At 70.5% G+C, this 25,987-nt stretch carries 23 protein-coding genes and 5 pseudogenes; 9 read left to right on the top strand and 19 right to left on the bottom strand.

Annotated features, from left to right (window positions below; translation table 11 throughout):
* Positions 1–532: 532 nt before the first annotated feature.
* The 5 genes and pseudogenes from AC4OXY_RS01300 to AC4OXY_RS01280 all read left to right on the top strand — a co-directional run.
* Positions 533–1,138, top strand: a pseudogene (locus tag AC4OXY_RS01300) (carbamoyltransferase N-terminal domain-containing protein); the annotation flags it as partial.
* A 201-nt stretch (positions 1,139–1,339) separates the two neighbouring features.
* The gene (locus AC4OXY_RS01295; protein ID WP_491994759.1) at positions 1,340–1,546 is read left to right on the top strand and encodes a carbamoyltransferase C-terminal domain-containing protein; all 207 of its coding nucleotides are present in this window, start codon (positions 1,340–1,342) and stop codon (positions 1,544–1,546) included.
* Positions 1,470–1,777, top strand: a pseudogene (locus AC4OXY_RS01290) (carbamoyltransferase C-terminal domain-containing protein); the annotation flags it as partial. The gene AC4OXY_RS01295 and the pseudogene AC4OXY_RS01290, both read left to right, overlap by 77 nt.
* 99 nt (positions 1,778–1,876) lie before the next feature.
* Positions 1,877–2,350: an NUDIX hydrolase gene (locus tag AC4OXY_RS01285; RefSeq protein WP_491994758.1), complete on the top strand. Its 474-nt coding sequence runs from the start codon at positions 1,877–1,879 to the stop codon at positions 2,348–2,350.
* A gap of 782 nt (positions 2,351–3,132) precedes the next feature.
* A complete protein-coding gene (locus AC4OXY_RS01280) occupies positions 3,133–3,705 on the top strand; it encodes an RICIN domain-containing protein (RefSeq protein ID WP_491992902.1) in 573 nt (190 codons plus the stop codon).
* A 375-nt stretch (positions 3,706–4,080) separates the two neighbouring features.
* Here AC4OXY_RS01280 and AC4OXY_RS01275 read toward each other — a convergent pair.
* The 7 genes and pseudogenes from AC4OXY_RS01275 to AC4OXY_RS01245 all read right to left on the bottom strand — a co-directional run.
* Positions 4,081–4,314, bottom strand: a pseudogene (locus tag AC4OXY_RS01275) (transposase); the annotation flags it as partial.
* A gap of 173 nt (positions 4,315–4,487) precedes the next feature.
* On the bottom strand, positions 4,488–4,769 hold the full coding sequence (locus tag AC4OXY_RS01270; RefSeq protein ID WP_356037467.1) for a hypothetical protein: 282 nt from the start codon (positions 4,767–4,769) through the stop codon (positions 4,488–4,490).
* A 262-nt stretch (positions 4,770–5,031) separates the two neighbouring features.
* Positions 5,032–5,217 (bottom strand): hypothetical protein, encoded by a 186-nt coding sequence (locus AC4OXY_RS01265; RefSeq protein WP_491994757.1) that lies wholly within the window; start codon positions 5,215–5,217, stop codon positions 5,032–5,034.
* Positions 5,163–6,314, bottom strand: coding sequence for an ISL3 family transposase (locus AC4OXY_RS01260; protein WP_491992901.1), 1,152 nt, complete (start codon positions 6,312–6,314; stop codon positions 5,163–5,165). Before AC4OXY_RS01260 ends, AC4OXY_RS01265 begins: the two co-directional genes overlap by 55 nt.
* Positions 6,315–6,778: 464 nt before the next feature.
* Positions 6,779–9,187, bottom strand: a pseudogene (locus AC4OXY_RS01255) (glycoside hydrolase family 65 protein).
* Positions 9,188–9,246: 59 nt separating this feature from the next.
* Positions 9,247–10,122 carry a universal stress protein gene (locus tag AC4OXY_RS01250; protein WP_491992900.1) on the bottom strand — a complete coding sequence of 292 codons (876 nt, stop codon included), beginning with the start codon at positions 10,120–10,122 and terminating at the stop codon, positions 9,247–9,249.
* 135 nt (positions 10,123–10,257) lie between these two features.
* The gene (locus tag AC4OXY_RS01245; protein ID WP_356037477.1) at positions 10,258–11,178 is read right to left on the bottom strand and encodes a DUF1918 domain-containing protein; all 921 of its coding nucleotides are present in this window, start codon (positions 11,176–11,178) and stop codon (positions 10,258–10,260) included.
* Between the two features lie 118 nt (positions 11,179–11,296).
* Here AC4OXY_RS01245 and AC4OXY_RS01240 point away from each other — a divergent pair, with 118 nt between their 5' ends.
* Complete coding sequence (locus AC4OXY_RS01240; RefSeq protein ID WP_491992899.1) at positions 11,297–11,971, top strand: CBS domain-containing protein; 675 nt, start codon at positions 11,297–11,299, stop codon at positions 11,969–11,971.
* Between the two features lie 171 nt (positions 11,972–12,142).
* Here AC4OXY_RS01240 and AC4OXY_RS01235 read toward each other — a convergent pair whose 3' ends face one another.
* Positions 12,143–12,922, bottom strand: a complete 780-nt coding sequence (locus AC4OXY_RS01235; RefSeq protein WP_491994756.1) for a universal stress protein — start codon at positions 12,920–12,922, stop codon at positions 12,143–12,145.
* A gap of 306 nt (positions 12,923–13,228) precedes the next feature.
* Here AC4OXY_RS01235 and AC4OXY_RS01230 point away from each other — a divergent pair, with 306 nt between their 5' ends.
* Positions 13,229–14,332: an alcohol dehydrogenase catalytic domain-containing protein gene (locus AC4OXY_RS01230; protein WP_402067707.1), complete on the top strand. Its 1,104-nt coding sequence runs from the start codon at positions 13,229–13,231 to the stop codon at positions 14,330–14,332.
* Here AC4OXY_RS01230 and AC4OXY_RS01225 read toward each other — a convergent pair.
* From AC4OXY_RS01225 to acsA, 7 genes are all read right to left on the bottom strand, one after another.
* Entirely contained in the window at positions 14,271–15,311 is a 1,041-nt protein-coding gene (locus tag AC4OXY_RS01225; RefSeq protein ID WP_491992898.1) for a lysylphosphatidylglycerol synthase transmembrane domain-containing protein, read from the bottom strand. The genes AC4OXY_RS01230 and AC4OXY_RS01225 overlap by 62 nt on opposite strands.
* 103 nt (positions 15,312–15,414) lie before the next feature.
* On the bottom strand, positions 15,415–16,254 hold the full coding sequence (locus AC4OXY_RS01220; protein WP_491992897.1) for a hypothetical protein: 840 nt from the start codon (positions 16,252–16,254) through the stop codon (positions 15,415–15,417).
* 40 nt (positions 16,255–16,294) lie between these two features.
* Complete coding sequence (locus AC4OXY_RS01215) at positions 16,295–16,570, bottom strand: acyl carrier protein (protein ID WP_356037489.1); 276 nt, start codon at positions 16,568–16,570, stop codon at positions 16,295–16,297.
* 5 nt (positions 16,571–16,575) lie between these two features.
* Positions 16,576–18,048 (bottom strand): dihydrolipoamide acetyltransferase family protein, encoded by a 1,473-nt coding sequence (locus AC4OXY_RS01210; RefSeq protein ID WP_491992896.1) that lies wholly within the window; start codon positions 18,046–18,048, stop codon positions 16,576–16,578.
* 1 nt (position 18,049) lies between these two features.
* The gene (locus tag AC4OXY_RS01205; protein WP_491992895.1) at positions 18,050–19,129 is read right to left on the bottom strand and encodes an alpha-ketoacid dehydrogenase subunit beta; all 1,080 of its coding nucleotides are present in this window, start codon (positions 19,127–19,129) and stop codon (positions 18,050–18,052) included.
* Positions 19,126–20,151, bottom strand: a complete 1,026-nt coding sequence (pdhA, locus tag AC4OXY_RS01200; RefSeq protein WP_356037497.1) for a pyruvate dehydrogenase (acetyl-transferring) E1 component subunit alpha — start codon at positions 20,149–20,151, stop codon at positions 19,126–19,128. Before pdhA ends, AC4OXY_RS01205 begins: the two co-directional genes overlap by 4 nt.
* Positions 20,148–21,980, bottom strand: coding sequence for an acetate--CoA ligase (gene acsA, locus AC4OXY_RS01195; RefSeq protein WP_491992894.1), 1,833 nt, complete (start codon positions 21,978–21,980; stop codon positions 20,148–20,150). Before acsA ends, pdhA begins: the two co-directional genes overlap by 4 nt.
* A gap of 578 nt (positions 21,981–22,558) precedes the next feature.
* Here acsA and AC4OXY_RS01190 point away from each other — a divergent pair.
* Both AC4OXY_RS01190 and AC4OXY_RS01185 read left to right on the top strand, forming a co-directional pair.
* Positions 22,559–23,185 (top strand): Rv1733c family protein, encoded by a 627-nt coding sequence (locus tag AC4OXY_RS01190; protein WP_491992893.1) that lies wholly within the window; start codon positions 22,559–22,561, stop codon positions 23,183–23,185.
* A 124-nt stretch (positions 23,186–23,309) separates the two neighbouring features.
* Entirely contained in the window at positions 23,310–23,753 is a 444-nt protein-coding gene (locus tag AC4OXY_RS01185; protein ID WP_491992892.1) for a universal stress protein, read from the top strand.
* Between the two features lie 34 nt (positions 23,754–23,787).
* Here the strand turns inward: AC4OXY_RS01185 and AC4OXY_RS01180 are convergent, their stop codons facing one another.
* The 4 genes and pseudogenes from AC4OXY_RS01180 to AC4OXY_RS01165 form a co-directional block, all read right to left on the bottom strand.
* Positions 23,788–24,021: a hypothetical protein gene (locus tag AC4OXY_RS01180; RefSeq protein ID WP_491992891.1), complete on the bottom strand. Its 234-nt coding sequence runs from the start codon at positions 24,019–24,021 to the stop codon at positions 23,788–23,790.
* A gap of 270 nt (positions 24,022–24,291) precedes the next feature.
* Entirely contained in the window at positions 24,292–24,825 is a 534-nt protein-coding gene (locus AC4OXY_RS01175; RefSeq protein WP_491992890.1) for an HAD family hydrolase, read from the bottom strand.
* A 90-nt stretch (positions 24,826–24,915) separates the two neighbouring features.
* Positions 24,916–25,116 (bottom strand): annotated as a pseudogene (locus AC4OXY_RS01170) (cation-transporting P-type ATPase); the annotation flags it as partial.
* Positions 25,117–25,275: 159 nt separating this feature from the next.
* Entirely contained in the window at positions 25,276–25,734 is a 459-nt protein-coding gene (locus AC4OXY_RS01165; protein WP_356037508.1) for a CBS domain-containing protein, read from the bottom strand.
* Positions 25,735–25,987 lie beyond the last annotated feature (253 nt).

Below are 25,987 nucleotides of genomic sequence, written 5' to 3'. Positions count from 1 at the left end.
CCGCTCGGCGCAGGGGGAGAGTCGGCGGGACCGGCAGGCCAGCGCTGTCCCGGTCCGGAGGCGTGGGTGGCCGGCTGGCGGACTGTCCGTCTCCGACGAGGTGGGGCGGGGATCGTTCGGCGCGGTGGGCCGTGGCGCCCGCGTAAGGGACGCTGTGCGCAGATGGTGATGTCGGCGCCGCCGGGGAACGCCGAGCTGGCGAAGAGGCTGAGCGCCTGCCAACCTCCTTGGAAGAGCGCCTGGTTCGCGCAGGGGAAGTCCGTGCGTCTGGTCTCGGCACGCTGGCGGAGGGGGAGAGCCGGCGGGCAGGAGGGTCGGCCCGCGGCACGGTGTATCGGCCGCACCAGCCCCGGCTGGGAAGCCTCCCTGCTGTACTGCCTGCGCGGGGCCGGCCTCACCCTCGCCGACGTCGACCGGGTCGCCGTCAGCGGCATCGGCCGCACCCCGCCCACCCGCACCGAGACCGGCCTGACCCACCTCGGCATCGACCCGGGCAGGATCGTCCCGGTCGACCACCACCTCAAGCCACGCCTACACCGCCTACTGCCTCAGCCCGTACGAAGAGGCGACCGCGCTGGTCGTCGACGGTGGCGGCAACAACAACGACACCGAGACCTACTACGCCGCCACCCCCAACGGGATCGAACGCCTCGGCGGCAACCGGCCCACCCGGCCCAGGGCCGGCGGGATCGGCGCGACGTACGAAGCCTTCACCAACTGGCTCGGCCGGCACGAACTGGAAGCCGGCAAGACCATGGCGCTCGCTTCGTACGGAGACCCGGGCCTCTACCTCGCCCCGCTCTTCGACGTCGTCGACACCCAGGTCCACGGACGGCTCACCCGCACCCACGCGCCCGGCGTCGCCGACCTCGCGAGGCGGACCGGCTTTGACTTCGGCCCGCCCGACAGCCGCGGCGCACACGAACTCGGCACCAACGCGGCCGCGTACGTCCAGGCCGAGACCGAGCGCGCCCTGTGCGCCCTCGCCGAGCGGGCCATGGCCCAGACCGACCTGGCCAACCTGTGCGTCGCCGACGGGGTGGCCCCCAACTGCGTCGCCACCGACAAGATCCGCCGCCTGGACACGGTCACCGGCTACTTCGCCCCACCCGCCGCCAGTGACCGCGGCCAGGCCCTCGGCTCCGCCCTGTACGCCTGGCACCGACTCACCGGCACCCTGCCCCGGCGGCCCCTGACCAGCGACTGCTTCGGCCGCGGGTACATCGATCAGGAGATCGAGCAGGCCCTGCGCCGCGATCCCCGCTCCGGCCTGGTCGAACGCCGCCGCACCCCGTTCACGTGGCGACGGGAGAGCGACATCGCCCGCACGGCCGCCCAGATGATCGCCGACGGGAAAATCATCGGCAGGCTCCAGGGCGGCAGCGAACTCGGACCCCGGGCCCTGGGCGCCCGCAGCATCCTCGCCGCCCCCCGCACCACCGCCAGCTCCCAGGCCCCTCAACGAAAGGATCAAACACCGCGAACCGTTCAGGCCATTCGCACCGAGCGTCCTCGCCGACCACGCCCGCGCATGGTTCGACCTTGACGTGCCCAGCCCGTTCATACTGCTCGCCCCGCCGTACGCCCCGACTGCGCCGACAAGGTCGTCGGAGTCGTCCACGTCGACGGCACCGCCCGCGTCCAGACCGTCGATCCGGCCACCGCACCCGCCTACGGAGCGCTGATCGAGCACTTCCACCAGCTCACCGGCGTGCCCGTCGTCCTGAACACCTCTTTCAACGACCGCGAGCCCATCGTCGAAACCCCCGCCGACGCCCTCGCCACGTTCCAGGCCTGCGATCTGGACGCGGCGTGTATCGGCCCCTACCTCGTCCAGGGTCCTGACCCCTCTTCTGGCACTGCCACGCTGGGGAGCATGACGACCTCCACTCCGCCCCCGAGGGAAGCCGCCCGCGCCATCCTCCTCGACCCCGACAGCCGCGTCTTGCTGCTGCGGTATGACGAGAACGGCTGCTTCTGGGCCACACCGGGCGGCTCCCTGGTGCCGGGGGAGGACGACACCACAGCGACGCTCCGCGAGCTGCACGAGGAACTCGGGATCGACGAGCAGGCGGTCGAACTGGGCGTGCAACTCGCCGAGCGCAGCAAGGACCACCTCGTGGGCGGACACCAGGTCCGCCAGGTGGAGAAGTACTTCCTCGCCCGCGTCAGCGCGGCCGCCATCGACCCGGCCCATGCCACGCAGCCCGACAACATCCGCGAATACCGCTGGTGGACCGTTACCGACCTGCGCCGCACCAAGGAGACGGTCTATCCCGCAGACCTCGCTGACTTGGTCTCTCGCGTCCGCGACGGCCGTATCCCTCAGCATCTCGTCGTGCTGGATTGATCGTCACGCGGCAGCCGGCTCCGCCGTTTATGGGCCGACATCCTCAAGCGCCACGGCTTCACGAACATCGCCGCCCGCGTGCTGCCCCACCGGACCCGGCCGCGCGGGCACACTGCTGGCCGCCCAGGCCGCCCTCTGATCTCCGGTGGTCGGCTGCTTCGCTCGCGCTGCTGCGTTCAGTGTTCACAACTTGAGGCGGGCCCTCAGACCCGCCCCGTGCGACGGACGAGGCATCCAGGATGCGTTCGACTTCGCCGGCGTCCCCGCGGCCCGCGCGCAGGCCACCGCCGCGCTCGGTCCCGAGGGAGCCTTGACGCTGGCCGGACTCACCCGGAGCCGATCGCCATCGGCGACAGCATGGGTTTCTGCTTCCAAAACAATCAGATCCGCGGCCACTACGACTCCGGACCCGAGCACGTGGAGCCGCTCATCGGACTGGCTTCCAGCGGACGGATCAACCTGGCCGCGTCCATCACCGCCCACGTTCCACGCTGCTGGTCGTGCGCGCAGTGACGCGTACAACAGCTGCCGGTCCACTGGCCCGGGTTGGCGCCCATCCCGGATCGGCTTTCACACCAGGTCTCAACGAGGGGCGGGCGTGCGCCGTGGTGCGGAGGTCGGCGGATTGCTTCCGTAATGGGTTTGCGGCCAGCGCTGTGACTCGTCTGAGCGGAACCTTCCAAGACCCCTGGTTTGTCGCTTTGTGCATTGGATTGAATGCATAGAGCCATCGAAACATTCCGGTGGGTTGTCTCCGAATCCCGCGAGGGGGAGGGCAAAGAATGGTTAAGTCCGTCGCTGTGGCGAGCGTCGCCGCGGTCGCACTGTGCTGCCAGGTTGCAGCCGCACAGGCAGCTACGCCGATCGCGCCGCCTGCTGATCAGGCCGTGGTGATCGCCAACGCCTCATCCGGCTACTACCTCAGCACTGACAACCAGAACGAGAACCCGAACCAAGACGTCGAGGTCTGGAACCAGCTGCCCATGAACAATGGCGGTTCAGGCGCGGTCTGGAGACTGCGGCACCTCGGCTACGGCGAGTACACCATCGAAACCGAGACCATCAACAGTGGCGAACGGGTCTGTCTCACCCTGCCGGACACCGACGCGAGGAACCACGGCCATGTCATGGTGCGCACCTGCGACTCCGGCAGGCAGTCGCAGCAATGGCGGATCTTCGAAGACGGCGAGACTGAGACATACACCATCACCCCGGCCAACCGCGCCTTCACGGGCTTCGCACTCGCTCCACAGAACTACGGCAGCAACAGCAAGGTCGACCTGGAAGAATACTGGGGGAGCAACGCGCCCGCCTTGATGCGCTGGCAGTTTGGGGCGCGCCATGCTGGGCGCTGAACCTCACGGTTGCCTACGGCTCGTGGAGGGGGAATATGAGCGGGCGTGCTCGGGCCGCGACATGAGAGGAGCCCCACGGGTGAGGTGAGTTGTGAAGCCGACCTCGGCCCGTGCGGTTTGTTCCCACCACCCCTGCAATCCTCCGGCGTCTTTCGTGCGCATCTCGGCGAGTTGCTCGACGAACTCGCTGTCCCGGGGGAAGCCGCGCGCTACTCCGCGCTGCACGCGGAGCATGGGGGAGCGACGCTGCCGAACTCAACGACGGCGGTGCCACCGACCCCGGCTGAACACCTGCCCCGCCACTGTTCCCGGGCCCGCCTCACGGGCACAGAACTCTCGGCCCGGCCCAGAGTGCCAGCAGCCGAGGCAATAGCAGATGGTGATGGCGGCCCAGGTGATCAGCGTCTTGGAGTGTTGGACGAGCCGTTCGCAGTCCCGGGCGCGTCAGCGCGCATGCATCATCGACGCAAGACTGCGTTCGACGACCCAACGACGAGGTAGCACGACGAAGCCGGAGGCGTCCTTGGGACGGCTGACCGGCTTGATCGTCAGGTTGAGGTGCTGCTTGGCCCAGTCGACGAGCTTGCCGGCGTAGGCGGAGTCAACCCACATGGCTTCGTCGATCTGGAGGAACAGCGTTTGTCGACGTGCTCCGGAGTCAGTCGGTGATCACTCGGATCGTGAATGTCGATGAGAAAGGGTTCTGGCACAGATCTTGGGGAGCGGTCGCGGAGAGTAACGGTGCGTTCGATTGGAGGGGAGGCACACGAGGTCGAGGCCCGTCAGCGTTCACGCATTCTGGTCCACCACCAGCCGAACGTCGCCAACTCGATGTAGTTGGGTTCAGGCAAAGTACGGCGCTCGAGTTCCTCATCGATGCGCGTGATCAGTCGGCCCAAGTCCCGTTTGGCTCCCGAAGGAAGGTGCCGCATCGCCCACTCCAGGTCATCACGGGCATCGTTTATCCCGGGCGAGCAGAACGCGGAGGCATCCAGGTACCGGCCAGGCTGCTCGAAGACCCACTCGATACGAGAGAGCGCGTTAGCGACCGCGTTGGGCCACATCTCCTGGTCTTCGACCCGGCGGATCGCTGCACGAGTCCGCGCGGAGACACCGTGGACCTTCAGGACCGGACACTGCCATCGTGGCCGGCACTGCTCTGCGCGGACGGCCTTGGGACGCCTACGCGGCATCGCCCTTTCGGATCGACATGAGGCCATCCTGCCACGGCTGGGCACCTACCTGGGCCTCGATCCGCACACCCGCCGCAGCCAGCGTTCCTGCTACTCAAGTCCTTGCGCGGATCTTGGGTAGCGTTTCGGGGTGCTATTGGAGCAGGACCATCTTGCGGAGTAGTTCGAATCCGGCTCGGCCGTAGAGTTGCCGCTTGATCTTCCTGATGCGGTTCACGGCGCCTTCCGTGCCTCCGGAGTTCCAGTGCAAGGTGAGGCCGGCGGTCACCGCGTCGAGATCGCGGAGCATGTGGAGGGCGAAGTTGGTGAGGCCGGGCAGTTTGCTGGCGTCGACGGCGTCAATCCAGGTGGGGAGCGTGACGCCGAGGCGCTGGGTGAGAATCTCGCCGAAGTCGCGGACGTGTTCGGCGGCGGCATCCAGTTCGGGACAGCGGGGCCTGGACGTCCTTCAGTGCGGCGCGCTCGTCCTTGCTCAAGGGGTGACGCGTGAGCCAGCCGGTGACCTGTCGCACGGTTGGTGGGCAGTTCATGGTGCAGGCGGGTGACGTTCGTATGTCCTGCGGCGAACCGCCGCTCCAGATAGGGCTTGTAGGGGTCTAGTCGGCTGGGCATGTCCGCTTTTTCAGGCGAAGTTGGCGCATTCAGGCACTCGCGGTGGGCGGCGACGCAGGTCTCCACGGCCCGGCCGATGCCCTGCCACAAGTGAAACCTGTCCGCGACCTGGATCGCAGTGGGCGCTCCGAGCCGCGCGCCCTCGGCATAGGCGCCCGCCCGGTCCCGGCAGATGATCTCCACGCCCGGGTGGGTGGTCAGCCACGCGGCCAACGGCCCGGACTCGCGCGTCGGGAGTACGTCGACCACACGGTGGGTCTCCCAGCAGGTCAAGACGGTGGAGTAGGTCTGCCCGCGACGAGTCGCGAAGTCGTCCACGCCCAGTACACGTGGCGTCCCGGGCTGCGGGTCGGGCAGAGCCATGACCCTGCGCAGCAAGGTCGTCCGTCCAACGCGGAAGCCCAGTTGGGCGGTCGGCCGGGCGCCGGCCCATCCGGCGAGCGCGAGCCCGACGCGCTCCAAAATGTGGCCGAGCCGTGAGGTGCAACACGCGTACGGGTCAGTCAGCTGCGCGAACGGCTCGGCGAATGTGCGGCGCGGGCAGTCGGCCGTGCCGCACAGAAAACGCCGGACCGTCAGATGGATCACGACGCTCTGTCCAGCGAGCGGCAGATCCTTCAGCCTGCGCTGATAGGAGTCGTGCACCCGGGCCGATGAACCCCTGCAGTCCGGACATGTGCCACCAGATACCCGACCTCTGACCGTGACGTCGACTGTGCCGAAGGCGGCGGTCACCGTTTCCACATCTACGTCGTCAATCCCGTCAAACACGAGCGCGTCCCTGAACGTTGCGTCGATCTGCATGGCCAGGACCGTCACCGGAAATGACGGACTCTTGCAGGGTCGGGCACAGACCTGACGAAGCGTCGCTTACGGCGTCGAGGCGGGGGCGTACGCGCCGGGGCGAGGTGCTCACCGGTGCCTTCTGCGGGAAGTGCCGGGCGGTACTGAAACCCCGCCGCGTCGATCTCCCCTCAGCCGTGCCAGGGAGCGGTGAAGGAGGACTCCCAAGGTGATGAGCAGAGCCAACAAGACGATCACGCCGATGGACGTACCGAGCCATCCCCACCAGCCGGGATCGTGGTCATACCAGAACATCACGACCGCTCACTTCCTCGACGCGCCAGAGGCGGGACCATCGGGCGCGCTCGGGCTTTCCTGACCGTCTCTGACTGTCCCCCGCCCCGTGGCGCCCGTCTTGGGCCGACAGGGCCAAGGAACAGGTCCGTTGGGCCCGTCAGGGGGCAGACGGGACGCTCGCCGTCGTGTCAGGTCTCCGGTAGGACGAGCGTGCACGTCTCTCCTGGGGCGATGGTCACCGCGCGGTCGGCCAGCACGACGCGTATCGGTGACTCCTCCGAATCGGGTACGGCGATTTCCAGATGTCCGCTCCGGCGTCGTACGCCGACGCCCCAGTGACCGCGATAGCGCAGTGTGAAGCCGTACTCGGAGAGCGCCGGAAGAGGGACCGGGTCCAGCCACAGGGCGTCCTCGCGTGTCTCCAGTCCCGTCAGTCCGCGCTGGACGAGGTCGAGTGTTCCGGCCATGGCCCCCAGGTGGATGCCCTCGCCGGTCGTGCCGCCCTGGATGTCGGCGATATCGGCCTCCAGAGCCTCATGAACGTACTGCCATGCGTCCGCGCGTCTGGCTCTGGCGAGGACCAGGCCGTGCACGAGCTCGCTGAGGGTGGAGCCGTGGCTGGTACGCCGCAGGTAGTAGTCCACGGTCCTGCGCCACACGTCGTCGTCCAGGCCGTACCCGAGACGCCGGAACAGAGCCCGCAGCTCGGCGGGGGAGAACAGGTAGCCGAGCATCAGGACATCGGCCTGCTTGGATGCCTTGTAGCGGTTCACCGTGTCGCCCTCGGCCTCAAGGATCCGGTCCAGGCGGCGGATGGTGCCGTAGCGCTTTCGGTAGGTGTCCCAGTCGAGTTCGGTCAGGTCGTCGTAGCCCGCGAACTGGCTGATGACGCCCTGGTGGAAGGGGACCCGCAAGCGGCGGGAGACCTCCTCCCACTCGGGCAGTTCATCGGCGTCCAGGCCGGTTCGTCGGAGGAGTTCTTCGCGGCGCCAGACAGGAAGGCGCCGCAGGAGTTCCAGGGTGCGGGCAAGGACCCAGGCGGCGGTGACGTTCGTGTACGCGTTGTCGTCCAGCCCGGGCTGTTCGCCGCCGGGGTAGCTGTCGTGGTATTCGTCGGGACCCACCACACCGCGGATCCGGTAGCGGCCGAGGCCGGGGTCGAAGTCGGCGAGGTCCGCCCAGAAGCGGGAGATCTGGAGCAGCATCTCCGCGCCCCTGGTGTGCAGGTACTCCGTGTCGCCGGTGGCTTCGCAGTACTGCCACACGTTGTAGGCGATCGCCGAGCCCACGTGGTGCTGGAGGCGGGAGTGATCCGGCAGCCAGCGGCCCGAGGCGGGATTGAGATGCCACTCCTGGGACTCCTCGCGGCCGTCGCTGCCGCTCTGCCACGGATACATGGCCCCGGTCCGGCCGTTTGCTCTCGCCGCTCTGTGAGCACGCGGGAGGCGCCGGTAGCGGTAATTGAGCAGCGCCCGGGAGACGTCCGGGAAGTGGAGACTGAGATACGGCAGGACGAAGAGCTCGTCCCAGAAGACGTGACCCCGGTACGCCTCGCCGTGCAGCCCTCGTGCGGGCACTCCCACGTCCAGGTCCGCGGTGTGCGGTGAGAGTGTCTGCAGGACGTGGAAGAGGTGGAAGCGCAGGATGCGGCCGGCCTCGCCGGGCACCTGCATGTCCGTGCGCCGCTACAGACGTTCCCACGCGGCGGTGTGGGACTCCAGCAGGGCCGGGAAGTCCCCCGCCGTGGTCACGCGGTCGATCGCCTCGCCGAGTGGGTCACTGATCGCCGTGTCCCGCGAGGTGTGCAGTGCCACGATCTTCTCCATGGCGACCGGGCGGTCCGGCGAGATCGGGACGACCAAGCGGTGGACGGCACGGCGACGAGCCGGACGAAGCTCCGAGGAGGTCGGAACCCCGTCGGTGACCACCCTCGTCCGCGCGGCCAGGGCGACGGCGATGTCGGATGTGCTGGTGCGGCAGCTGAGCCAGACCGTCTGTGGCTCATGTGTGCCGGTCCGCACATGAGTCACATGGCGGCGGTCGAGGGTGCGGTAGCGGTGCACGTTGCCGTTGATCACTTCCCCGTCGAGGCAGCTCTCGATCTCGATCTCTCCCGACCAGTTCTCAGCGGTGAAGAGCGTCCGCAGCGCGGCCAGGTGGGGATCCAGCATGTGCACCAGGCGGATCTGCTCGACGCCGAGCACGCCCGTCCCGTCGGTGCGGTGACGGGAGGCCCGGGTGAGCGTGGCGCGGCGCAGATCCAGGGTGTGGCGGTGGTCCAGCAGGGCGTGCGTGTGGGGGGAGAGCCATGGGCCCCAGTCCTCCTCGGCACGGCGTAGCCGGAATCGCAGGAGCAGCCAGTTGGGGAGGTTGACCAGATCCTCGCTCACCACGTGCCGTCCCGCGACGGTCGACTCCAGGCGGTTGTAGCACCCGGCCGCATACGTTCCCGGGTAGTGCACCAGGCCCGCCCGGCACTCGGGCAGCGCGCCTCGTGTGGCGAAGTAACCGTTGCCGAGCGTGCAGAGCGATTCGCGCAGTTGTTCGCCGGAGGGGTTGTAGCCCGTCCACTCCCATGTCCACTCCGACTCTGACATCCGCCACCCTTCCCTCTCCTCCGGAGAGGACGTGGAGGTTCAGCCTCGCGCGGTCGGCCTCAGACCGGCTGGGGCACGATGGCGACCGGGCACTGCGAGTGGTGAAGCAGGGTGTGGGCGACTCTGCCGAGCTGCAGACCGAAGCGACCGTGTCGGCGAACTGCGCCGACGACGATGAGGTCGGCCTCGGCTGTCGCGTCCAGCAGCACACGGTGGGCTGGGCCCTCGACCGCCTGGCGACGGATGACGACCTGAGAGTCTTCCCGTACGGCCGCGTGCAATGCCTCCTCAAGGCCGGCCGAGGCCCGCTCCTCGCGCAGCCGTGCGGCGTCGTCGGCGATCAGCATGTGGTCCACGGGCTCGGCGGCAGGGGTGCGCCAGGACCGTACGGCGGTCAGGCCACAGCGGCGTGCCGCGGCCTCGCGGACGGCGAACCGCACGGCACCCGCGCTGCCTGTCGGGTCCCCGACCCCCACCACGACCCGGCCGAGGAGCCCCTCGCGGTTGCGCTCCGCGCCACGGACCACGACGACCGGGCACACGGCGCGGGCCGCGACCGCGAGGCTGACCGAACCCAGCAGCATTCCGGCGATCTGGCCGCGCCCACGTACGCCGGTGATCACGGCGGACGCCTCGGGGCCCGCCCGCAGCAGCACCGCGACGGCGTCATCGGCCAAGACCTCGCCCGACACCTTGACCTCGGGGTCGCGGAGCCGGGCACGGTCCAGGCAGGAAGCGATGATGTGCTGCGCCATGACCTCCTCGGCGGGACGGCCGGTGCCGAAGGAGGGCCGGACCGCCTCGTAGCGCTCCCACAAGGAGGCGTGGACCAGACGCAGCGGCAGCCCATGGCGTGCCGCCTCGTCCACCGCCCAGTCGACGGCCAGCAGACTGGAGTCCGATCCGTCGACGCCCACGACCAGCGGGAGTTCCATCGCCGCCACCGCCTCCTCCGTCGGGCTGCAGGGAGACCACCTGTGAATACCGTCGCACGGTCCGCGCACCCCTGCGACACGCCAACCGGCTGTCGGCGCGGCCGGCGTGGCCGGTGCCCCATGGCCGGGGGTGGGCTACTGATCGGCCGGTGTGATCCGACGGCCCGTGAGGGTCGCGGGGCGGATGGACACCCACATCTCGCGCTCGCCGCCCGCCCACGGCCTGGTGTGGGCATGGTGAGTGAGCCTGCGTACGGCCTCGGGTTCCGTCACGACGTTCGCGGGGCCGACGGCGAGTACGCTCCAGCCCTGGCTCATGTCCTCGTCCACATGGTCGACCTCGAAGGCCACCTCCCTGCCTGCGGCCGCCGCGGTCAGGGAGCCGGGTGCGGTCCGGAAGGCGATGGCGTCGTCGACGATCTCGTAGTTGACCGGGACGACGGCAGGACGGCCGTCGGATGCCGGCACCGCGATGCGCCCCACGCCGTGCGTCGAGAGCAGGGTGCGGCATTCCTCCGGGCTGAGATCCCGCAGCCGAGGGTGCAAGAGCGCGTGTCCCTGGCCTGGTGGGAGATCCATGCCGCCGCCGCGCAGAGCGGCGACGGAGGTGCCCAGCGCGTCGGCCAGCCTGATGAGAGTCGCGAAGGTCGGATCTGCGGGACGTTCCTCCAGGTATGCGAGGTAGTCGGGGGACATCCGGGCGCGGCCGGCTGTCTCCTCCCGGCTGAGCCCCTGCCTGCGGCGCTCGACGGCCACGCGCCGGCCGATGTCGCCGGGGCCTGCCGCCCCGGTCGGCGGGGCAACCGCGGACGCGCCCCGCGCCTCACCCGCGTCCGGCTGTGGCGCGCTCGTGGTCCGGGGCTCGGCGGACTCAAGGTGGTGGATGTGTGCGTCGGGCCCGGGGAACACGAGGGTCACCTCGTCGGTGTCCGACCAGCGCACATCGTAGGGGGGTGTTCCGTCCTCGTGGTGGAGGCCGACGATCTCGCCGTCGCGCCTGGCGGCGCCGGTCTTCGTGCTGTCGATGACGAGTTGGTCGCCGACGTGAGCTCGCATGATCGCCGCCCTCTGCTCAGAATGGTGCTGTATCCAACCTGCCACGCGGGACACACCGTCGCACGGGGGCCGCGAGCCCCGTGTCCGCGAGGCGGGCGGCCCGTATCCGGGAGGCACCATGCACCACCGAACGGTCGAGGAGCTCATGTCCCGGGACGTCGTCCGAGCCCGGCGCGACACGCCGTTCAAGGAACTCGTCAGACTCCTGGCGGACAACGACGTCTCCGCCCTGCCCGTGGTGGACGACCTGGACCGCCCCGTGGGGTTGGTGTCCGAGGCCGACCTGTTGCGCAAGAGCGCCGATCAGGCAGACCCGTCGGGCAGGACTCCCGTGCCGAATCTGGAGGCGTGGGAGCGGGCCAAGGCCGAGGGCTCCCGCGCGGAGGAGCTGATGTCGGCTCCCGCGGTGTGCGCGCGTGCGCAGTGGAGTGTGGTCGAGGCCGCGCGTCTCATGGAGACCCGGCACGTCAAACGGTTGCCCGTGGTCGACGAGGCGGACCGGCTCCTGGGCATCGTCAGCCGGGGTGATCTCCTGCGGATCTTCCTGCGTCGTGATGATGCCATCCGTGAGGAGATCACCGGCGATCTCCTGCGCCGGACCATGGGACTCGATCCAAGGGAGGTGTCGGTCGAGGTGCGTGACGGACGGGTCACCCTCGGCGGCACCGTGGAGTACAAGACCCTGATTCCCGTCATCGAACAGCTGTGCCGCGGCGTCGACGGCGTTGTCTCTGTCGGCGGCCACATCGCCTGTCGCACGGACGACGCGCGGAGTTCCGCCGGTGACACCTGAGGAGCCGGACGAGGTCTCCATGGCCCGGCCTGTCGCCGGTTCGCCGCCGATCTCCGGCATTTCGTGTCCGCCGGATGCTCGTCCTCGAAGAGCTGAAGACTCACCCGTACGCGCCGCGCGCCGTGCCCTGCCCGAGGCGCCGGCGCGCCAGGTGCTTCTTGCCCGTGGCCGTCACAATTGGGGCACGACCACGACCGGACACGGCGCGTGATGCAGTACGGCGTGATTGATCAAGCCCAGTTGCAGGCCGGGATGCCCGAGCCGACGACGGCCGCCCACGATCAGGAGATCCGCCCCGGACGCGGCGTCCAGCAGGGCCCGGCGAGCCGGGCCCTCGATCAGCTGCCGGCTCACCAGGGTGTCGGCGTACTGTCCGGCCGGCCCGCGCAGCGCGTCGTCGAGGACCTGTGCGGGCGGGCGCCGGTGGGCCTCCAGCGGCCACGACGGGGCCTGAGCCGTCGTACACGCGCCGGACGGTGCGCTCCAGGCGTGTACCGCCACGAGCCGGCACCGCCGCGCCCGGGCCTCGCGGAACGCGACGTGCACGGCGGTGCCGCTGGTCTTCTCGTCCTTGACACCCACGACGATGCTCCCGAACCGGGCCTCGCGGTGCTCGACCGTGCCGCGGACCACGAAGACCGGACAGTCGGCCCGTGCCGCGACCGCGAGACTCACCGAGCCGAGGAGCAGGCCGGTGAGGTCCCCGAGCCCGCGGGATCCCAGCACCAGCGCGAAGGCGTTGCGCCCGACGTCGACCAGCGCCGTGGCCGCGTCCTCGTACGACACCTCGCTGGACAGCCGTACCGTGGGTGATCTCTCCTCGGCACGTGCAGTGGCGGCGCTGATCACCTGGGACGCGTCACGCGCCCCGCCTGCCGCGTGCAGGAGGTGGAGCGGCACGCCGTGCCGGACCGCCTCGTCAGCGGCCCAGCCGACCGCTTCGCCCGGGATTCAGTCCTCCGGCTCCTCCGCCACAGATCCCTGTGCGCCGCGGCGGGAGCAGGACCATCCCCGAGGGAGAGACCGCAACGCGCCCGGGACGCAGACGAGGCCCGGACCGGCGCTCGGTCCTACGTGCTCGTCGGACCTGTGCGCGGTCGTTTCCAGCTTCGTACGGGACGGAGACCGCCGCCATGCAGCGAGCCCACCCGCGCGCATCGAGGGCATGTCCGAAAGACCGACCTACGCCGACTCGGCGGCTTGCCCGGTCTCCGTGCGGGGGTGACCGTGAAGGTGGGGGGCGAGGAAGTGAGTACCGTGCGAGCGCTCGTCTATCACGGACCGGCACAGATTTCCTGGGACACGGTCCCGGACCCCGGGATCGAGGAGGCTACCGACGCCGTCGTACGTGTCGATGCCACGACCATCTGCGGCAGCGATCTGCGCATCCTGCGGGGAGAGCTGCCGGAGGTGAAGCCGGGGGCCGTCCTCGGCCACGAGGCCGTCGGTGAGGTCGTCGAGGTCGGTGACGAAGTGCGGCGTCTGCGCCCCGGGGACCAGGTGATCGTGTCGTCCGTCTCTTCGTGCGACCGCTGCCCGGAGTGCCGTGATGCGAGGTTCGGACAGTGCCGAGGGGGCGGCGGATGGATTCTGGGGAGCCTGATCGACGGGGCCCAGGCCGAATACGTGCGGGTACCCTTCGCGGACCACTCCACCACCCGACGCCCCTCCGCTCTGTCGCTCAACGACGCGGTGCTGCTCGCCGAGTTGCTCCCGACCGCCTACGAAGTCGGAGTGCGCAACGGACACGTGTGCCCCGGAGACACCGTCGTCGTGGTGGGTGCGGGACCTGTCGGTCTTGCCACGGCGATCGTTGCGCGCCTGTACTCGCCCCGCCGCATCATCGTCGTGGATCTGGCCCGAGCCCGGCTGGAGACCGCGCTCCGTGTGGGAGCCGAGGCCGCCGAATCCCCGGGGACAATGATCGCCGAGCTGGCCGAGGGGCCGGGCGCCGACGTGGCCATCGAGGCCTCGGGCGATCCGGAGGGCTTCGTGCTCTGCACCCGTGCCGTCCGCGCGGGAGGGCACATCGCCAACATCGGTGCGCACAGCGGACCGGCGACGCTGCATCTCGAATCCCTGTGGCGCAAGAACGTGACGATCAGCACGGGTCAGGTGGACACGTCGTCCACTCCGTGGCTGCTGGAACTCATGGGGTGCGGACGCCTGCCCGTCTCTGGGCTGGTCACCCACACCTTCGGGCTCGACCGCATGGAAGACGCCTACGAGGTCTTCGCGGGCGGTACCGTCTCGGGAGCCCTGAAAGTCGTTCTGCGCGGCGAGCGAACCCAGCAGACCCTCAGCGAAGCCACCGCGCCCGCGGCCTGCCCTTCCGGCTCTCAAGGGCAGATTCAAACGTGAGGCCGATCAAGCAGGCCCAGCCGATGGGCTGCAGGGCCCAGAAGCTGACGACGCGGTAGAAGAACGTGACGGCGATCGCCTGTCCGGGCTGCATGCCGTACACGACGAGCAATGCCGACAGAGTCACTTCGGCGATGACCAGGTTTCCAGGGGTCAGGCGCAAGGTGCTCGCGATCTGTGTCAGTGCGTAGACGAAGAGCAGTCCGTGCCAGGGTACGTCGACGCCCAGCGCCCACATTCCGGTGGCCAGGCATGCTGCGTCGAGCATCCAGTTGAGAACGGCGAAGGCGAACGGCCGCAGCCAGGGAAGCAACCGGGGCTGCACCTCCCGGACTTGTTCCGCCAGCTGGATCAGGGCGTCCTCGGCGTTCACCACTCGCCTGGACTGCCGACCCGTGCGGGCCCAAACACGTCTCAGCACACGGCGGAATCCGGTGAAGCGGTACAGACCGAGGATCACCAGCCCGCCCGCAAGAGCCACCATCAGCGCACCGACCACGGGCCGGACGAAAGCGTCGGGACCGCTCGGACCTGCCACGAGCACACCCGTCACCAGCAACAGGAACAGGCTCAGGGCCGACAACGCGCCCGCGGTCACCATGACGGCCGCCGCGAGCGCCTGTCCGGCGCCTCGGCGGGACAAGTACCGGAACATCCAGGCGGCCGAGAACGCCGCACCACCCGGCAGCGCGCCAGCCACCGCATTGCCGGCCATCGTGGTGCACGCCGTCCTGCCCATGCTCCACTGCGAGCCTCCCGTCCGCAGCAGCCAGCGGGGCACGGCGGCGAAGCACAGGACGGACATCGCTTCGAACACCGCGGCGACCACCACGCCCGGCAGGCGTACCCGGGTGATCAGGTGGTACGCCTCCACCAGCTCGTGACGCCGGGAGAGCGCGACCAAACCCGCGGCCACCAGGATGAGCCCGGTGCACAGCCACCAGAGCCACCCCGGCCCGGCTACGGCACCCCGTGTCACGGCGGTCCTCCGAGCCGCGGGAACCTGACCGTGCGACGGCTCGTCACCTGTGAGGGGCCGATTGGTCCGCGATCGTGGCTGCCTCAAGGCGCCCCGCGCCCCCTTACCGAACTCCGTACAGCACGGCGTGCGTCACGTCCTCACCGCGGTCGGCGAGCAAGGAGAGCAGGTGGCGGCGGATCCGTCGCAGGTGGCGGATCGTCTTCCAGACGTCCGCCGTGGCCCGCTGGTCCCACTCGGCCCGGTGCGGGCGTACTGCCGCGTGCTCGAAGGTGAGCAGTGGCTCGCAGACCCGCAGCCGGATCAGGCTGGGCCGGAACGCGTCAGGCTCGCCGTGCGGCAGGCCCACGTCCCGCAGCAGTGCCAACGAGCGAGCGGTGTCCGTCAGCGGGGTGCCGAGGCAGTCGGCGACCTGGCCCCGGGGTGCGCAGCCGGAGGCGACGGCAGGGACACGGACGCCCCGGAACCGTGCCGCCTGCCCGAAGTCGAAAGTGCGGACCGGGAGATGGAGACCGGCCAGTCCGAGCGATGGTGAGAACGCGCTGAACAGACACCGCGTCATGGGCAGGCAACTGCCGCTCAGCAGCAGGCGTGCGCGGTGGGGCAGACCCGCTTCATGCCTTCGCCGACAGGCGCGGTGCAGGACGGAGGGCAACGACGGGCTCCGCCGTACGAGTTCGGGGGAGTCGTCGCGGACGACCGGCACGCTTCGCGTGCCACCCAGCGCCCACGGGGCGTCGACGGCATCATCCCAGCCGTGCCACGTGCGCAGCGGGAGAGCTCCGGTGAACCGGGCGTGCACATCGCTGAGGCGGCTCGGCGATTCGGCCTCTGTCATCCCCTGCGCGTCGAAGACGACGGAGGCGACGAGTGCGTCCCACTCCGCCTGGCGGTCGAAAATGCTCTCGGATTTCACGGTGCCGGCGACCTGGGGCAGTGACATGGCCAGTCCTCCTCTTCGATACGGCTCCCTCCGCGCCCCCTCACGTCGCCGGGTCGGCGCTCGCCTTCGATCTGCCGACCAGGAACCGCGTGGCGTCGGACAGCGTGGTCAGCTCCGGGTAGTCCTCTTCGTCGATCCGGACCCCCGTGCGTTCGTGCAACTGCTCCACCAGGCTGAGGAAATCGAGCGAATCGAGTTCGAGTACGTCACGGAACCTGTCGTCCGGCTCGACCCGAGCGAAGTCCGCATCGGGGACGATCACCGTGATCGACTCCTTGATCACGGACAGAGCTTCCGCATCGTCCAAGGGCTTCATCCCACTCACAACTCCTCCGGTTTCTGCAGCAGCCGGTCGACCGCCGTGAGGTAACGGGCGCCGACGGCGCCGTCCGTGGCGCGGTGGTCGGCGGCCAGGGTCGCGGTCACCACGGGACGCACGCCGAGCATGCCGTCGGCAGCCCAGGGCCGTTCGACGACCGTGCCGAAGCCGACCAGGGCCACCTGGGGCGGATGGATGACGCCGAACACGGTCTCCACGCCCTGATCGCCCAGGTTGGTGACGGTCAGCGTGGCGCCGGACAGCTCGCTGCCGCGCAGCCGTCCTCGGCGCGCCCGCTGCACCAGGTCCTTGAGACGGGCCATGAGAGCGTCGGGCGACATGGCGTCCGTGTGGGCGATCACGGGCGCGAGCAGTCCGCCCTGTCGGAGCGACACGGCGACGCCCAGGTTGATCGCCGGGCCGGGGACGAATCCGCCGTTCTGCCAGTAGCCGTTGAGACTCGGTACCTCCCTCGCCGCCATGGCGGCGGCCTTCAGCAGCAGAGCGGCCGGCACAAGGCGGTCCGTGGGCGGACGGCCACGGTTGAGCCGGCGCAGCCAGTCCACGGCCACCATGAGGTCGATGGTGGTGGACAGGTAGTAGTGCGGGATCTCCCGCACAGAGCGGCTCACCAGGTCGGCGACGGCACGGCGCATGGCGTCCGTACGTTGATCCGTCCGGCTGTCGCTCGCTCCTGCCACGCGGGAGCGTGCTTCCACGTCCCGTCGCCGTGGAGCAGGATGCCCGAGTCCATGCGGCCCGGAGCGCGCCGGAACAGCCGCGCGCACGTCCGCCGCCCGCACGGCTCCGCCGTCCCCCGTTCCGCGTACCGCCGTCAGGTCGATGCCCAGGTCGAGGGCGAGCCGCCGGGCGTAGGGAGTGGCCCGCACCCTGGGGGCCGGTTCCGGCCGGGCGTTCTCCACATCGGCGCGCGTGATCCGTCCTCCTCGCCCGGTGCCGTGCAGCGCCGTCAGGTCGACGTCCCGCAGCACCGCGAGGTGCCGCACGAGCGGTCCGACCCCGAGCGCCGCGTCGGTCGCGGCCGGGACATTCATCGGGGAGTCGCCGGGACGGGCTGACGCGTGTACCCGCGGCCCGTCCGGCGTCCTCTTCGCTTCCGCGCGTATCGTCTCCGGGACGGACTCGGGTCCTCCGACCGCCTTCCCCCGACGATTCGGGCGTTCGTGCCGCTCGGCCGGTTTCTGACCGGCCTTCGTGCGTGTGGGCGTGCCGTTCGTCCTCCGGCCCTCGATCACCGCCAGCGGCGCGCCCACGGGTACCCGGGTCCCCGGTGACACGAGCAGCCGTCCCACGGTGCCCGACTCGAAGCACTCGACCTCGATGGCCGCCTTGTCGGTCTCCACGACGGCCACGACATCGCCCTTGTGTACACGGTCCCCTGGGCCCACGAGCCACTCCTGGAGTACACCCTGGTCCATGTCCGCTCCCAGCGAGGGCATCGTGAACTCGGCCATCTCAGCCCGCCCTCCCGGTGACCGGCTGCGGGACCGCCGCATCGGCTCCGGCCGGCACGGGCTCGCCGACTGCCCGGCGTGCGGCAGCCACGATTCCGGCGGCCTGGGGCAGCGCGGCCTCCTCCAGCCTGCGTGCGTACGGTATGGGCACCTCGGCGCTGCACACCCGCTCGACAGGGGCGTCGAGGTCGTAGAAGTGCCGTTCGGTGAGGCGCGCGGAGATCTCCGCGGCGAGACTGCCGGTGCGCCAGCCCTCGTCCACGACGACCGCGCGATGCGTACGCACGACCGAGCCGCCGATAGTGGTGTCGTCCAGGGGACGAAGGGTGCGCAGATCGACGACCTCGGCGCTGATGCCGTCGCTCGCGAGGTCGTCGGCGGCGGCCAGCGTCTTGGGGAGAGAGCCGCCGTAGGTGATCAGGGAGACGTCCGTGCCGGGGCGGCGGACGGCCGCGTGGTCGATGTCGACCGGCCCGGCGACGGCCGGCAGCTCGCCGGACGCGTTGTACAGGCTGCCGTGCTCGAAGATCAGTACGGGGTCGGGGTCGGCGAGCGCGGGCGCCAGCATGTAACGGGCGTCGGTGAGGGTCGCCGGGGCCAGGACCCGCAGGCCCGGGATGTGCGCGTACCAGCCCTCCAGACTGTGCGAATGCTGAGCCGCGAGCTGGCGTCCCGCTCCGGTGGTCATGCGGATCACGATCGGTACGGGCAGTTGGCCGCCCGACATGTGCAGGAGGGTGGCCGCGTTGTTGAGGATCTGGTCCAGGGCCAGCAGGCTGAAGTTGACCGTCATGATCTCGACGATCGGCCGCATGCCCGCCAGGGCCGCACCGATGCCGGCGCCGACGAACGCGGATTCCGACAGCGGGGCGTCCCGGATCCGTTCGGGCCCGAACTCCTCCAGCAGACCGAGGCTGACGCCGAAGCAGCCGCCGTACCGGCCCACATCCTCACCCATCAGAAACACCCGCTCGTCGGTGCGCAGGGCCTCACGAAGGGCCTCGCGCATCGCCTCCCGGTACGTCGTCTTCCGCTCGGAGGGGGCCGGCGGCCCGGCGGAACGAGTGTGGGTCGCGGTCATGGCGGGCTCGCCTCCACCGGGCTGGTGACGTACTTCAGCAGATCCCCGACGGGCTCTTCCGCAGCCTGCTCTGCGGCTTCGACGGCAGCGTCGATCTCGGCGGCCAAGCGGTCCTCCAAAGCCGTGCGGGCTCTGTCGGTCAGCTCCCTGGCCTCCCGCAGCCGCAGGGCGAGCCCCTCGACCGGGTCCCGCTCCTTCCAGTGCTCGATCTCTCCCTTGTCGCGGTAACGGTCGGAGTCGTACATGGAATGGGCGCGGAACCGGTACGTGCGCATCTCCAGGAAGTGCGGCCCGCCACCGGCACGTACCCCTTCGGCGGCCCGGCGGGCGGCGGCCTCGACGGCGAGTACGTCCATGCCGTCGACGGCCCAGGAGACCATGCCGTACCCGGCGGCACGCAGCGCGAGGTCGGTCTGAGCCTGGTGCCGGGCCAGAGCCGTACCCATCGCGTACAGGTTGTTCTCGCAGACGAGCAGCAGGGGCAGTCCCCAGAGCGCGGCCAGGTTGGCCGTCTCGTGGAACTCACCCTCGGCGAAGGCGCCGTCGCCGAAGAAACAGCAGGTGGGGCGGTTGCGGTCGGCCATGCGGTCGGCGAGCGCGAGGCCGGCCGCGAGCGGCAGCCCGCCGCCGACGATCGCGTTGCCGCCGTAGAAGCGACGGCCGGCATCGAAGAGGTGCATGGAGCCGCCACGGCCCCGGCTGCACCCGGTGACCTTGCCGAACATCTCCGCCATGATCGCCTCGGCGGGAACACCGCGGGCGAGCGCGTGCCCGTGTTCGCGGTACGTCGACACGACCGCGTCGTCGTCCGTGAGGGCCTCGTTGACGCCGACGGCGACGGCCTCCTCGCCGATGTACAGGTGCATGAAGCCCCGGATGCGGGCGGCGCTGTACAGCTCCACGCAGCGTTCCTCGAACCGCCGGACGCGCAGCATCGACTCCAGCAGGGCCAGACGGTGCGCGGCTTGGCGGTTCGGCCGGGTGGCGGGCCGCGATGTCCGCGGGGCGCGGGTGGTGCTCATGCGGACTGCTCCGTCCTCCGCGCCGAGGAGACCTCTGGGGCGGAGTCCTCCAGAGTGGAGATGTCGCCCTCGGGCAGACCGAGTTCACGGGCCCGCAGCAGGCGACGCATGACCTTGCCGCTGCGGGTGTGCGGCAGATGCCGGTCGAAGTCGATCTCACGGGGTGCCACGGCAGGCCCCAGCCGACGCCGTGCGAAAGCCAGCAGTTCCCGCCTGGTCTCGGGGGTGGCCTCGAAGCCCGGCCGCAGCGTGACGAACGCCTTGACGATGTTCCCGGCGACCGGATCGGGCCGGCCGATGACCCCGGACTCGGCGACCGCCGGATGCTCGATCAGGGCACTCTCGACCTCGAACGGCCCGATGAGGTGTCCCGCCGACTTGATGACGTCGTCGGCGCGCCCGACGAACCAGTACCAGCCGTCAGCGTCGCGCCGCACCAGGTCGCCGGTGAGGTACCAGCCGTCCGCGAAGGCCGCTGCCGAACGTGGCTCGTCGTGGAGGTAGCCGCGGAACATGGACGGCCAGCCGGGCCGGAGCGCCAGCTCACCCTCCGCACCGGGCTCCTCCAGCACGGTGACCCGACCGCCGGCGACCTGGGCCCGGCCGTCCTCCCCGCGCCGCAGCACCGCCGCTTCGACACCGGGCAGCGGCCGGCCCATCGAGCCGGGGCGGATCTCGCAGGCGGCGAAGTTGGCGATCATGATGGTGCCGGTCTCGGTCTGCCACCAGTTGTCGTGCACGGGAAGCCCGAGCACGTCCCGGCCCCACACCACGGCCTCCGGATTGAGCGGCTCACCGACCGACGCGATGAACCGCAGTGCGCTCAGGTCGAAGGAGCGGGGCAGGTCGTACGGCCCGGTCCGCGGTGTCGTCCGCATCAGCATGCGCAGAGCCGTCGGCGCCGTGTACCAGACGCTCACCCGCTGTTCGGCGAGGATCCGGTACCAGCGCCGGGCGTCGTAGTCACCCTCGTCCACCACGACCGTCACGCCGTGCATGAGCGGCGCGACGATCCCGTAGGACATGCCGGTGACCCAGCCCGGATCGGCGGTGCACCAGAACACGTCGTCCTGGTGGAGGTCGAGGGCGTACAGCGCGGACGTGTAGAGCGCCACGGCGGCCTCGTGCACGTGCACCGCGCCCTTGGGGATGCCTGTCGTGCCGCTCGTGAAGTGCAGCAGGGCCATGTCGTGCGGCGAGGTCGGCGCAATGGCGAAGGTGTCGGCCGCGTCGGCCATCAGCGCGGTGAACGACACGGTGCCGGGCAGCTCGTCCGCGCCCTCGCCGACGATCAGCACGTGGCGCAGACCGGCGAGTGCGCCTCGTCGCCCGGCGACCTTCTTGAGGTACAGATCAGCCGTGGTGACCATGACCTGCGCGTCGCTCAAAGTGACACGCTGGAAGACCGGATCAGGTCCGAAGGCGGAGAACAGCGGGCACAGGACGCTGGTGTTCTTCAGAGTGCCCAGGACCACGGTGTACAGCTCCGGACACCGGCCCAGCAGCGTCACCACCCGGTCGCCATGACCGATCCCGAGGCCACGGAGCACGTTGGCGAACCGTGCCGTGGAACGGGCCAGCTCCTCGTACGTCACCGACGTGACCGAGCCGCTCCGCCCGACACACCGCAGCGCGACCGCCGTCGCGCGGGCCGATGCCGCGTGCCGGTCCACGGCCTCGTGCGCGATGTTCAGTCCGCGCTCGCCCGGCAGTCCCTGCAGTCCGGCCCGTGCGTCGGACCACGAGAAGCCCGCGCACTCCTTGTCGTAGTCGCCCAGATTGGGGGCGATCGGAGGAGGGGTGTCCTTCTGGATGGTCTCCCACGGCATGCCGGACCCTCCTTCCCTCGGGTCTTCTTCGAGCCTCCGTCCCGGCCGCGCCGGCCACACTGGGTCGAACGGCCTTCGCGCCTGGCCGGACGGCTCAGGTCCGGGGCCATCGCGCGGCTGAGACGAGGACGGGGGCGCGTTCCCGACGGGCGACGGCTCGCCGGAGTGGCGGCGGGCGAGCCGGGCCGTCGCGTCGGTACCCGCTGTGCACGGCCGGCCACCGAGCCCACCGGAGCGGCTTTTCCAGGGGCCGACACCGAAGGGACGATCTGCCACGGCGGCCAGAACTACGCCCGTATGGTGGCGCAGCGCAGCGCGGTGCGGAGGCCGGGGGGCAACTGCGGTGGTCGGCTGCCAGCGGCGCGTCGTAGCGATCCGCGTGCGGAGTCTGTGCGGCTGAGAACGAGAGGCACGGGTCGAGGCAGCCGCCGACACACCCGCCGGACGGTGCCCCGGACCACCCGTCTCCTGGGGCCGAACGCCACTCACGAGGACCGTGGGGCCCTACCGGGCTGATCTGCGGCGCGGGACGGTGAAAGACGTACGGAACCGACGAATCAAGAGCGGAGGGCCGTGCTATGTCGACACCGGAACTCCCCGGCCACCAGCCCTCCTTCGGGTCGCCCGGCCAGGGAGCTCCGCATGGGCGTGACGGTGGCCGGAACCCCCTTGAACGGCCGGTGGACAGACTGGAACGCGGGCTTCGCGTCTTCCTGACGGCGCTCGCCCTGCTGGCCCTGCCGCCCGCGGTGTGGGGCGCCGGACAGGCGACTTACAGCCACCACATGCATGTACGACGGACACAGCTGGCCCGGCTGCATCCCGTCACCGCGCGCCTGCTGACGGACGCGCGGTCGGACAGCGACCGTCCCGGCGCGCAGTCGGGCTTCCACGCGCTCGTGCGATGGAGCGACCACAACGGCGCACACACGGGAGTGGCGCCGGTGCGGCCCTGGAGCCACCGGGGAGCCACCGCGGCCGTGTGGCTGGACGCTCGCGGCGTCATCGCCGCTCCGCCGGAGGGGCGGGATCTCGCGGCGACCGCCGGCGTGGCGGTGGGCTGTGGGACCGCGCTCGCGGTCGCCGCCGGCGCGTGCGGTACGCGGTGGGCCGTCGGACGGTGCTTCGCACGCCGCCGCGCGGCCCTGTGGACCCGCGAATGGGAACGCGTCGAGCCCGACTGGACGACGCGTCGTCGAAGCTGAGCGCGGCTCCGTGCGTCGTGCGCCCAGAGGCGTGAGTCTGGTGCTACTGCCGCGCCTCGCGCAGCGTGGAGACGAAGGCGCGAACCGCCCGAGCGGCGTGAGAGCCGTGGGAGAGGTGAAACAGATGGACAAGGACGTCTCCGGACCGAAGGTCGTGGTCGGTGTCGACGGATCGCCGTCCTCGTACGCGGCGCTGCGCTGGGCCGTGCGCTACGCGGGCCTCCTCGGCGGCGCGGTGGACGCGGTCGCCGTGTGGGAGCTGCCGGGCCTGTACGGCTGGTCGGCGCCCGCCGTGGACATGGACGTCGACGAAGACGAGACCAGGCAGAAGATGAGGCAGGAACTGGCCGACGTGCTCGGTGAGCACGCGGCGGACACCGTACGGACGCATGTGGTGCACGGCAACGCCGCCGACGTCCTGTTGCGGGCCTCCGAGGGCGCCGAGGTCCTGGTGGTCGGCAGCCGGGGCAGAGGCGGGTTCGCGCGGGCCCTGCTCGGTTCGGTCAGCCAGCATGTGTCGCAGCATGCGAACTGTCCGGTGGTGATCGTGCGCGCCGAGCCGTCCTGAGCCTTCCCCCGAGGCCCGAGCGAGCCCGGCGGAATCACTGGAAGGCAGCGTGGATCTCCTGCTCGGTGGCCTCGTGCGAGACGGGCAGGAGTTCGTCGCCCGGCACGAGCCTCACGTCGGGACTCGGCACCGCGGGACGTCCGGCGCGCACGACGGTGCCGACCGGCAGCGTGATCTCGCCCGGCGTGCGGCCCGCCGCCCGGGAGCCCTCGGTGATCGCGGTCTCGATGACCTCGACACCCGCCTTGCTCAGCCGCGGGAGCGCCACCGTGTCCGTGGCACCAGGGGCCTCCTCGATCAGGGAGATCAGCGGGGGCTGACGACGATCCCGGCCTGAAGCATGGTGATCGCCTCCCGGGCGCACATGCCGAGAGCCTGGATAAGAGGATGCGGCCCCCGAGCGCCAGCGCGGGCAGCACGTCCGAGCCCAGGTCGATGGCGAGGACCTGTACGGCCGTGATCGGCACCAGCGGCAACCCGGCGAAGGCCGCCGCGAGGATCGGCGCCAGTTCGGCGATGTTGTGGCTGAAGAGGTGTATCAGGAACTTGCGGATGTTCCGGTAGACCGAGCGACCGAGTCCCACCGCAGTACCGAGTCCCACCGCAGTAGTGATGGAGGCGAAGGAGTCGTCGAGCAGCACCATGACGGCACCGTCCCCGGTGACGGCGACGACCTCGCCACGCCGCTGCAGCGCCGTGACCACCCGCATCTTGTGCTCGGGACTGACCGGCACAGCAGCTCGGCGGAGCCTGGCAGCAGTGCGTTCGGACCGGCGTCGTCCAACACGTCCAGCGGCGCGCCGGTCACGACGGACGGGACCGCTTCCCGCACGATGCCGACGCGGTGGGCGACGGCCTCGGCGGTCAGCGGGTGATCCCCGGTGACCATGACGATACGGATCCCGGCCCGTCGGCACGCGTCCACTGCGTCCCGCACCTCCGGCCGGGGCGGGTCGTACATCCCGGCGAGTCCCAGGCGGGTCAGTCCCGACGCGTCATCACCGAGCGGCGGGTGCGGACCGGCGACCCGCCGCCGGGCGACCGCCAGCACGCGCAGGCCCTGCCCGGCCATCCCGTCCCATGGCGTACGGGCCTCCGCGACCGCCGGATGTGCCTCGACCAGTCGGCAGATACCGCGTCTCCGGCCTCCAGGAGCACGAGATCACCGAGGAGCACCCGGTAGGTGTGCGGCCCCGTCGCCTGCAGGGACTCGGCCGTACGCTCGGCGAGTACTTCTGGGCGAAACGGATGCCGGCGCTGAGTGGGTGACCAGCCGCCGCCATACGTGCCCGCGGCTTGCGTCGGGCAGTTCGTCGGGGCCGTATCGGGCTTGCCGTGCGGCGGCTTCGGCCGGGGTGAGACCACGCGGGAACTGTCCAGAGCGGTGAAGACTTCTGGTATGGGCAGCGAGGGGACGGTCTCGGAGGCACCCGACGGGTCCCGCAGCGACCTGGCTGCCGGGACCGCGGCGTGTGTCGGTGGGCGGCTCTCGCGCAGCGCTGCCGTGGTCCGGCGGGCCGGATCAGGGCACATGCGGACCTCCGGACGCCGATGACGGCCCGGGTGGCTCTTGCAGCACGCTCCAGGCGACCGCTCCCAGGAGGTCACCCAGCCGCCGGAAGACGTCCAGGAAGAGGTCGTCGATCGTCAGCACGCCGACCACCCGGCGCCCGTCGAGAACCGGGAGGCGGCGCACCCCGGTGCTGCGGAACGCCCGGTAGGCCACCTGGAGGTCGTCGTCGGCATTGACTGTGATGACCTCGGTCGACATCACCGCGTCCACGTGTGTTTCCGGGGCCAGGCCGCCACCCATGCCGCGCAGGGCGAGGTCGCGGTCGGTGACGATGCCGCGCAATGAGTCGTCCTCCACGACGAGGACGGAGCCGACGGCGCGGTCGGCCATCCGCCCGGTCACTTCCAGCAGGGAGACGTGCGGCGTGACGCACACCGGCGGGGTGGTCATCACCTCGGAGACCTTCATGCGACTCCTCCTCGTGGCCGGGCCCGGACCGCCCGGCTACGCCAGCGACCCGACGGACGGTCTCGGACGAGGTCCAGCACGCCGTCGACCGGTCGTGCCGCCCACCGCACGTTCGCCCAGTCCAGTGGCTGGGAGATCGTCGCGGCGACCAGCCCGACCGTGGTGGCCCGGAGCAGCACCCGCTCCAGCGCCTGCCCGGCAGGGCGATGCCCACGACCGGGCCCAGCGCGTGGGGATGGTCACTTGGCGGAGA

This window comes from Streptomyces sp. HUAS MG56, assembly GCF_058673395.1.
The sequence above is the reverse complement of the archived record's forward strand: the minus strand, read 5'-3'. Positions and strand labels throughout refer to the sequence as shown.

Excerpts from the sequence above, each read along its gene's own strand:
- AC4OXY_RS01295 (WP_491994759.1), top strand. The coding sequence starts at position 1,340 with ATGATCGCCGACGGGAAAATCATCGGCAGGCTCCAGGGCGGCAGCGAA.
- AC4OXY_RS01285 (WP_491994758.1), top strand. The coding sequence starts at position 1,877 with ATGACGACCTCCACTCCGCCCCCGAGGGAAGCCGCCCGCGCCATCCTC.
- AC4OXY_RS01280 (WP_491992902.1), top strand. The coding sequence starts at position 3,133 with ATGGTTAAGTCCGTCGCTGTGGCGAGCGTCGCCGCGGTCGCACTGTGC.
- AC4OXY_RS01270 (WP_356037467.1), bottom strand. The coding sequence starts at position 4,769 with ATGTGGCCCAACGCGGTCGCTAACGCGCTCTCTCGTATCGAGTGGGTC.
- AC4OXY_RS01260 (WP_491992901.1), bottom strand. The coding sequence starts at position 6,314 with ATGCAGATCGACGCAACGTTCAGGGACGCGCTCGTGTTTGACGGGATT.
- AC4OXY_RS01250 (WP_491992900.1), bottom strand. The coding sequence starts at position 10,122 with ATGGAACTCCCGCTGGTCGTGGGCGTCGACGGATCGGACTCCAGTCTG.
- AC4OXY_RS01245 (WP_356037477.1), bottom strand. The coding sequence starts at position 11,178 with ATGCGAGCTCACGTCGGCGACCAACTCGTCATCGACAGCACGAAGACC.
- AC4OXY_RS01240 (WP_491992899.1), top strand. The coding sequence starts at position 11,297 with ATGCACCACCGAACGGTCGAGGAGCTCATGTCCCGGGACGTCGTCCGA.
- AC4OXY_RS01220 (WP_491992897.1), bottom strand. The coding sequence starts at position 16,254 with ATGTCACTGCCCCAGGTCGCCGGCACCGTGAAATCCGAGAGCATTTTC.
- AC4OXY_RS01215 (WP_356037489.1), bottom strand. The coding sequence starts at position 16,570 with ATGAAGCCCTTGGACGATGCGGAAGCTCTGTCCGTGATCAAGGAGTCG.
- AC4OXY_RS01210 (WP_491992896.1), bottom strand. The coding sequence starts at position 18,048 with ATGGCCGAGTTCACGATGCCCTCGCTGGGAGCGGACATGGACCAGGGT.
- AC4OXY_RS01205 (WP_491992895.1), bottom strand. The coding sequence starts at position 19,129 with ATGACCGCGACCCACACTCGTTCCGCCGGGCCGCCGGCCCCCTCCGAG.
- pdhA (WP_356037497.1), bottom strand. The coding sequence starts at position 20,151 with ATGAGCACCACCCGCGCCCCGCGGACATCGCGGCCCGCCACCCGGCCG.
- acsA (WP_491992894.1), bottom strand. The coding sequence starts at position 21,980 with ATGCCGTGGGAGACCATCCAGAAGGACACCCCTCCTCCGATCGCCCCC.
- AC4OXY_RS01190 (WP_491992893.1), top strand. The coding sequence starts at position 22,559 with ATGTCGACACCGGAACTCCCCGGCCACCAGCCCTCCTTCGGGTCGCCC.
- AC4OXY_RS01185 (WP_491992892.1), top strand. The coding sequence starts at position 23,310 with ATGGACAAGGACGTCTCCGGACCGAAGGTCGTGGTCGGTGTCGACGGA.
- AC4OXY_RS01175 (WP_491992890.1), bottom strand. The coding sequence starts at position 24,825 with ATGGCCGGGCAGGGCCTGCGCGTGCTGGCGGTCGCCCGGCGGCGGGTC.
- AC4OXY_RS01165 (WP_356037508.1), bottom strand. The coding sequence starts at position 25,734 with ATGAAGGTCTCCGAGGTGATGACCACCCCGCCGGTGTGCGTCACGCCG.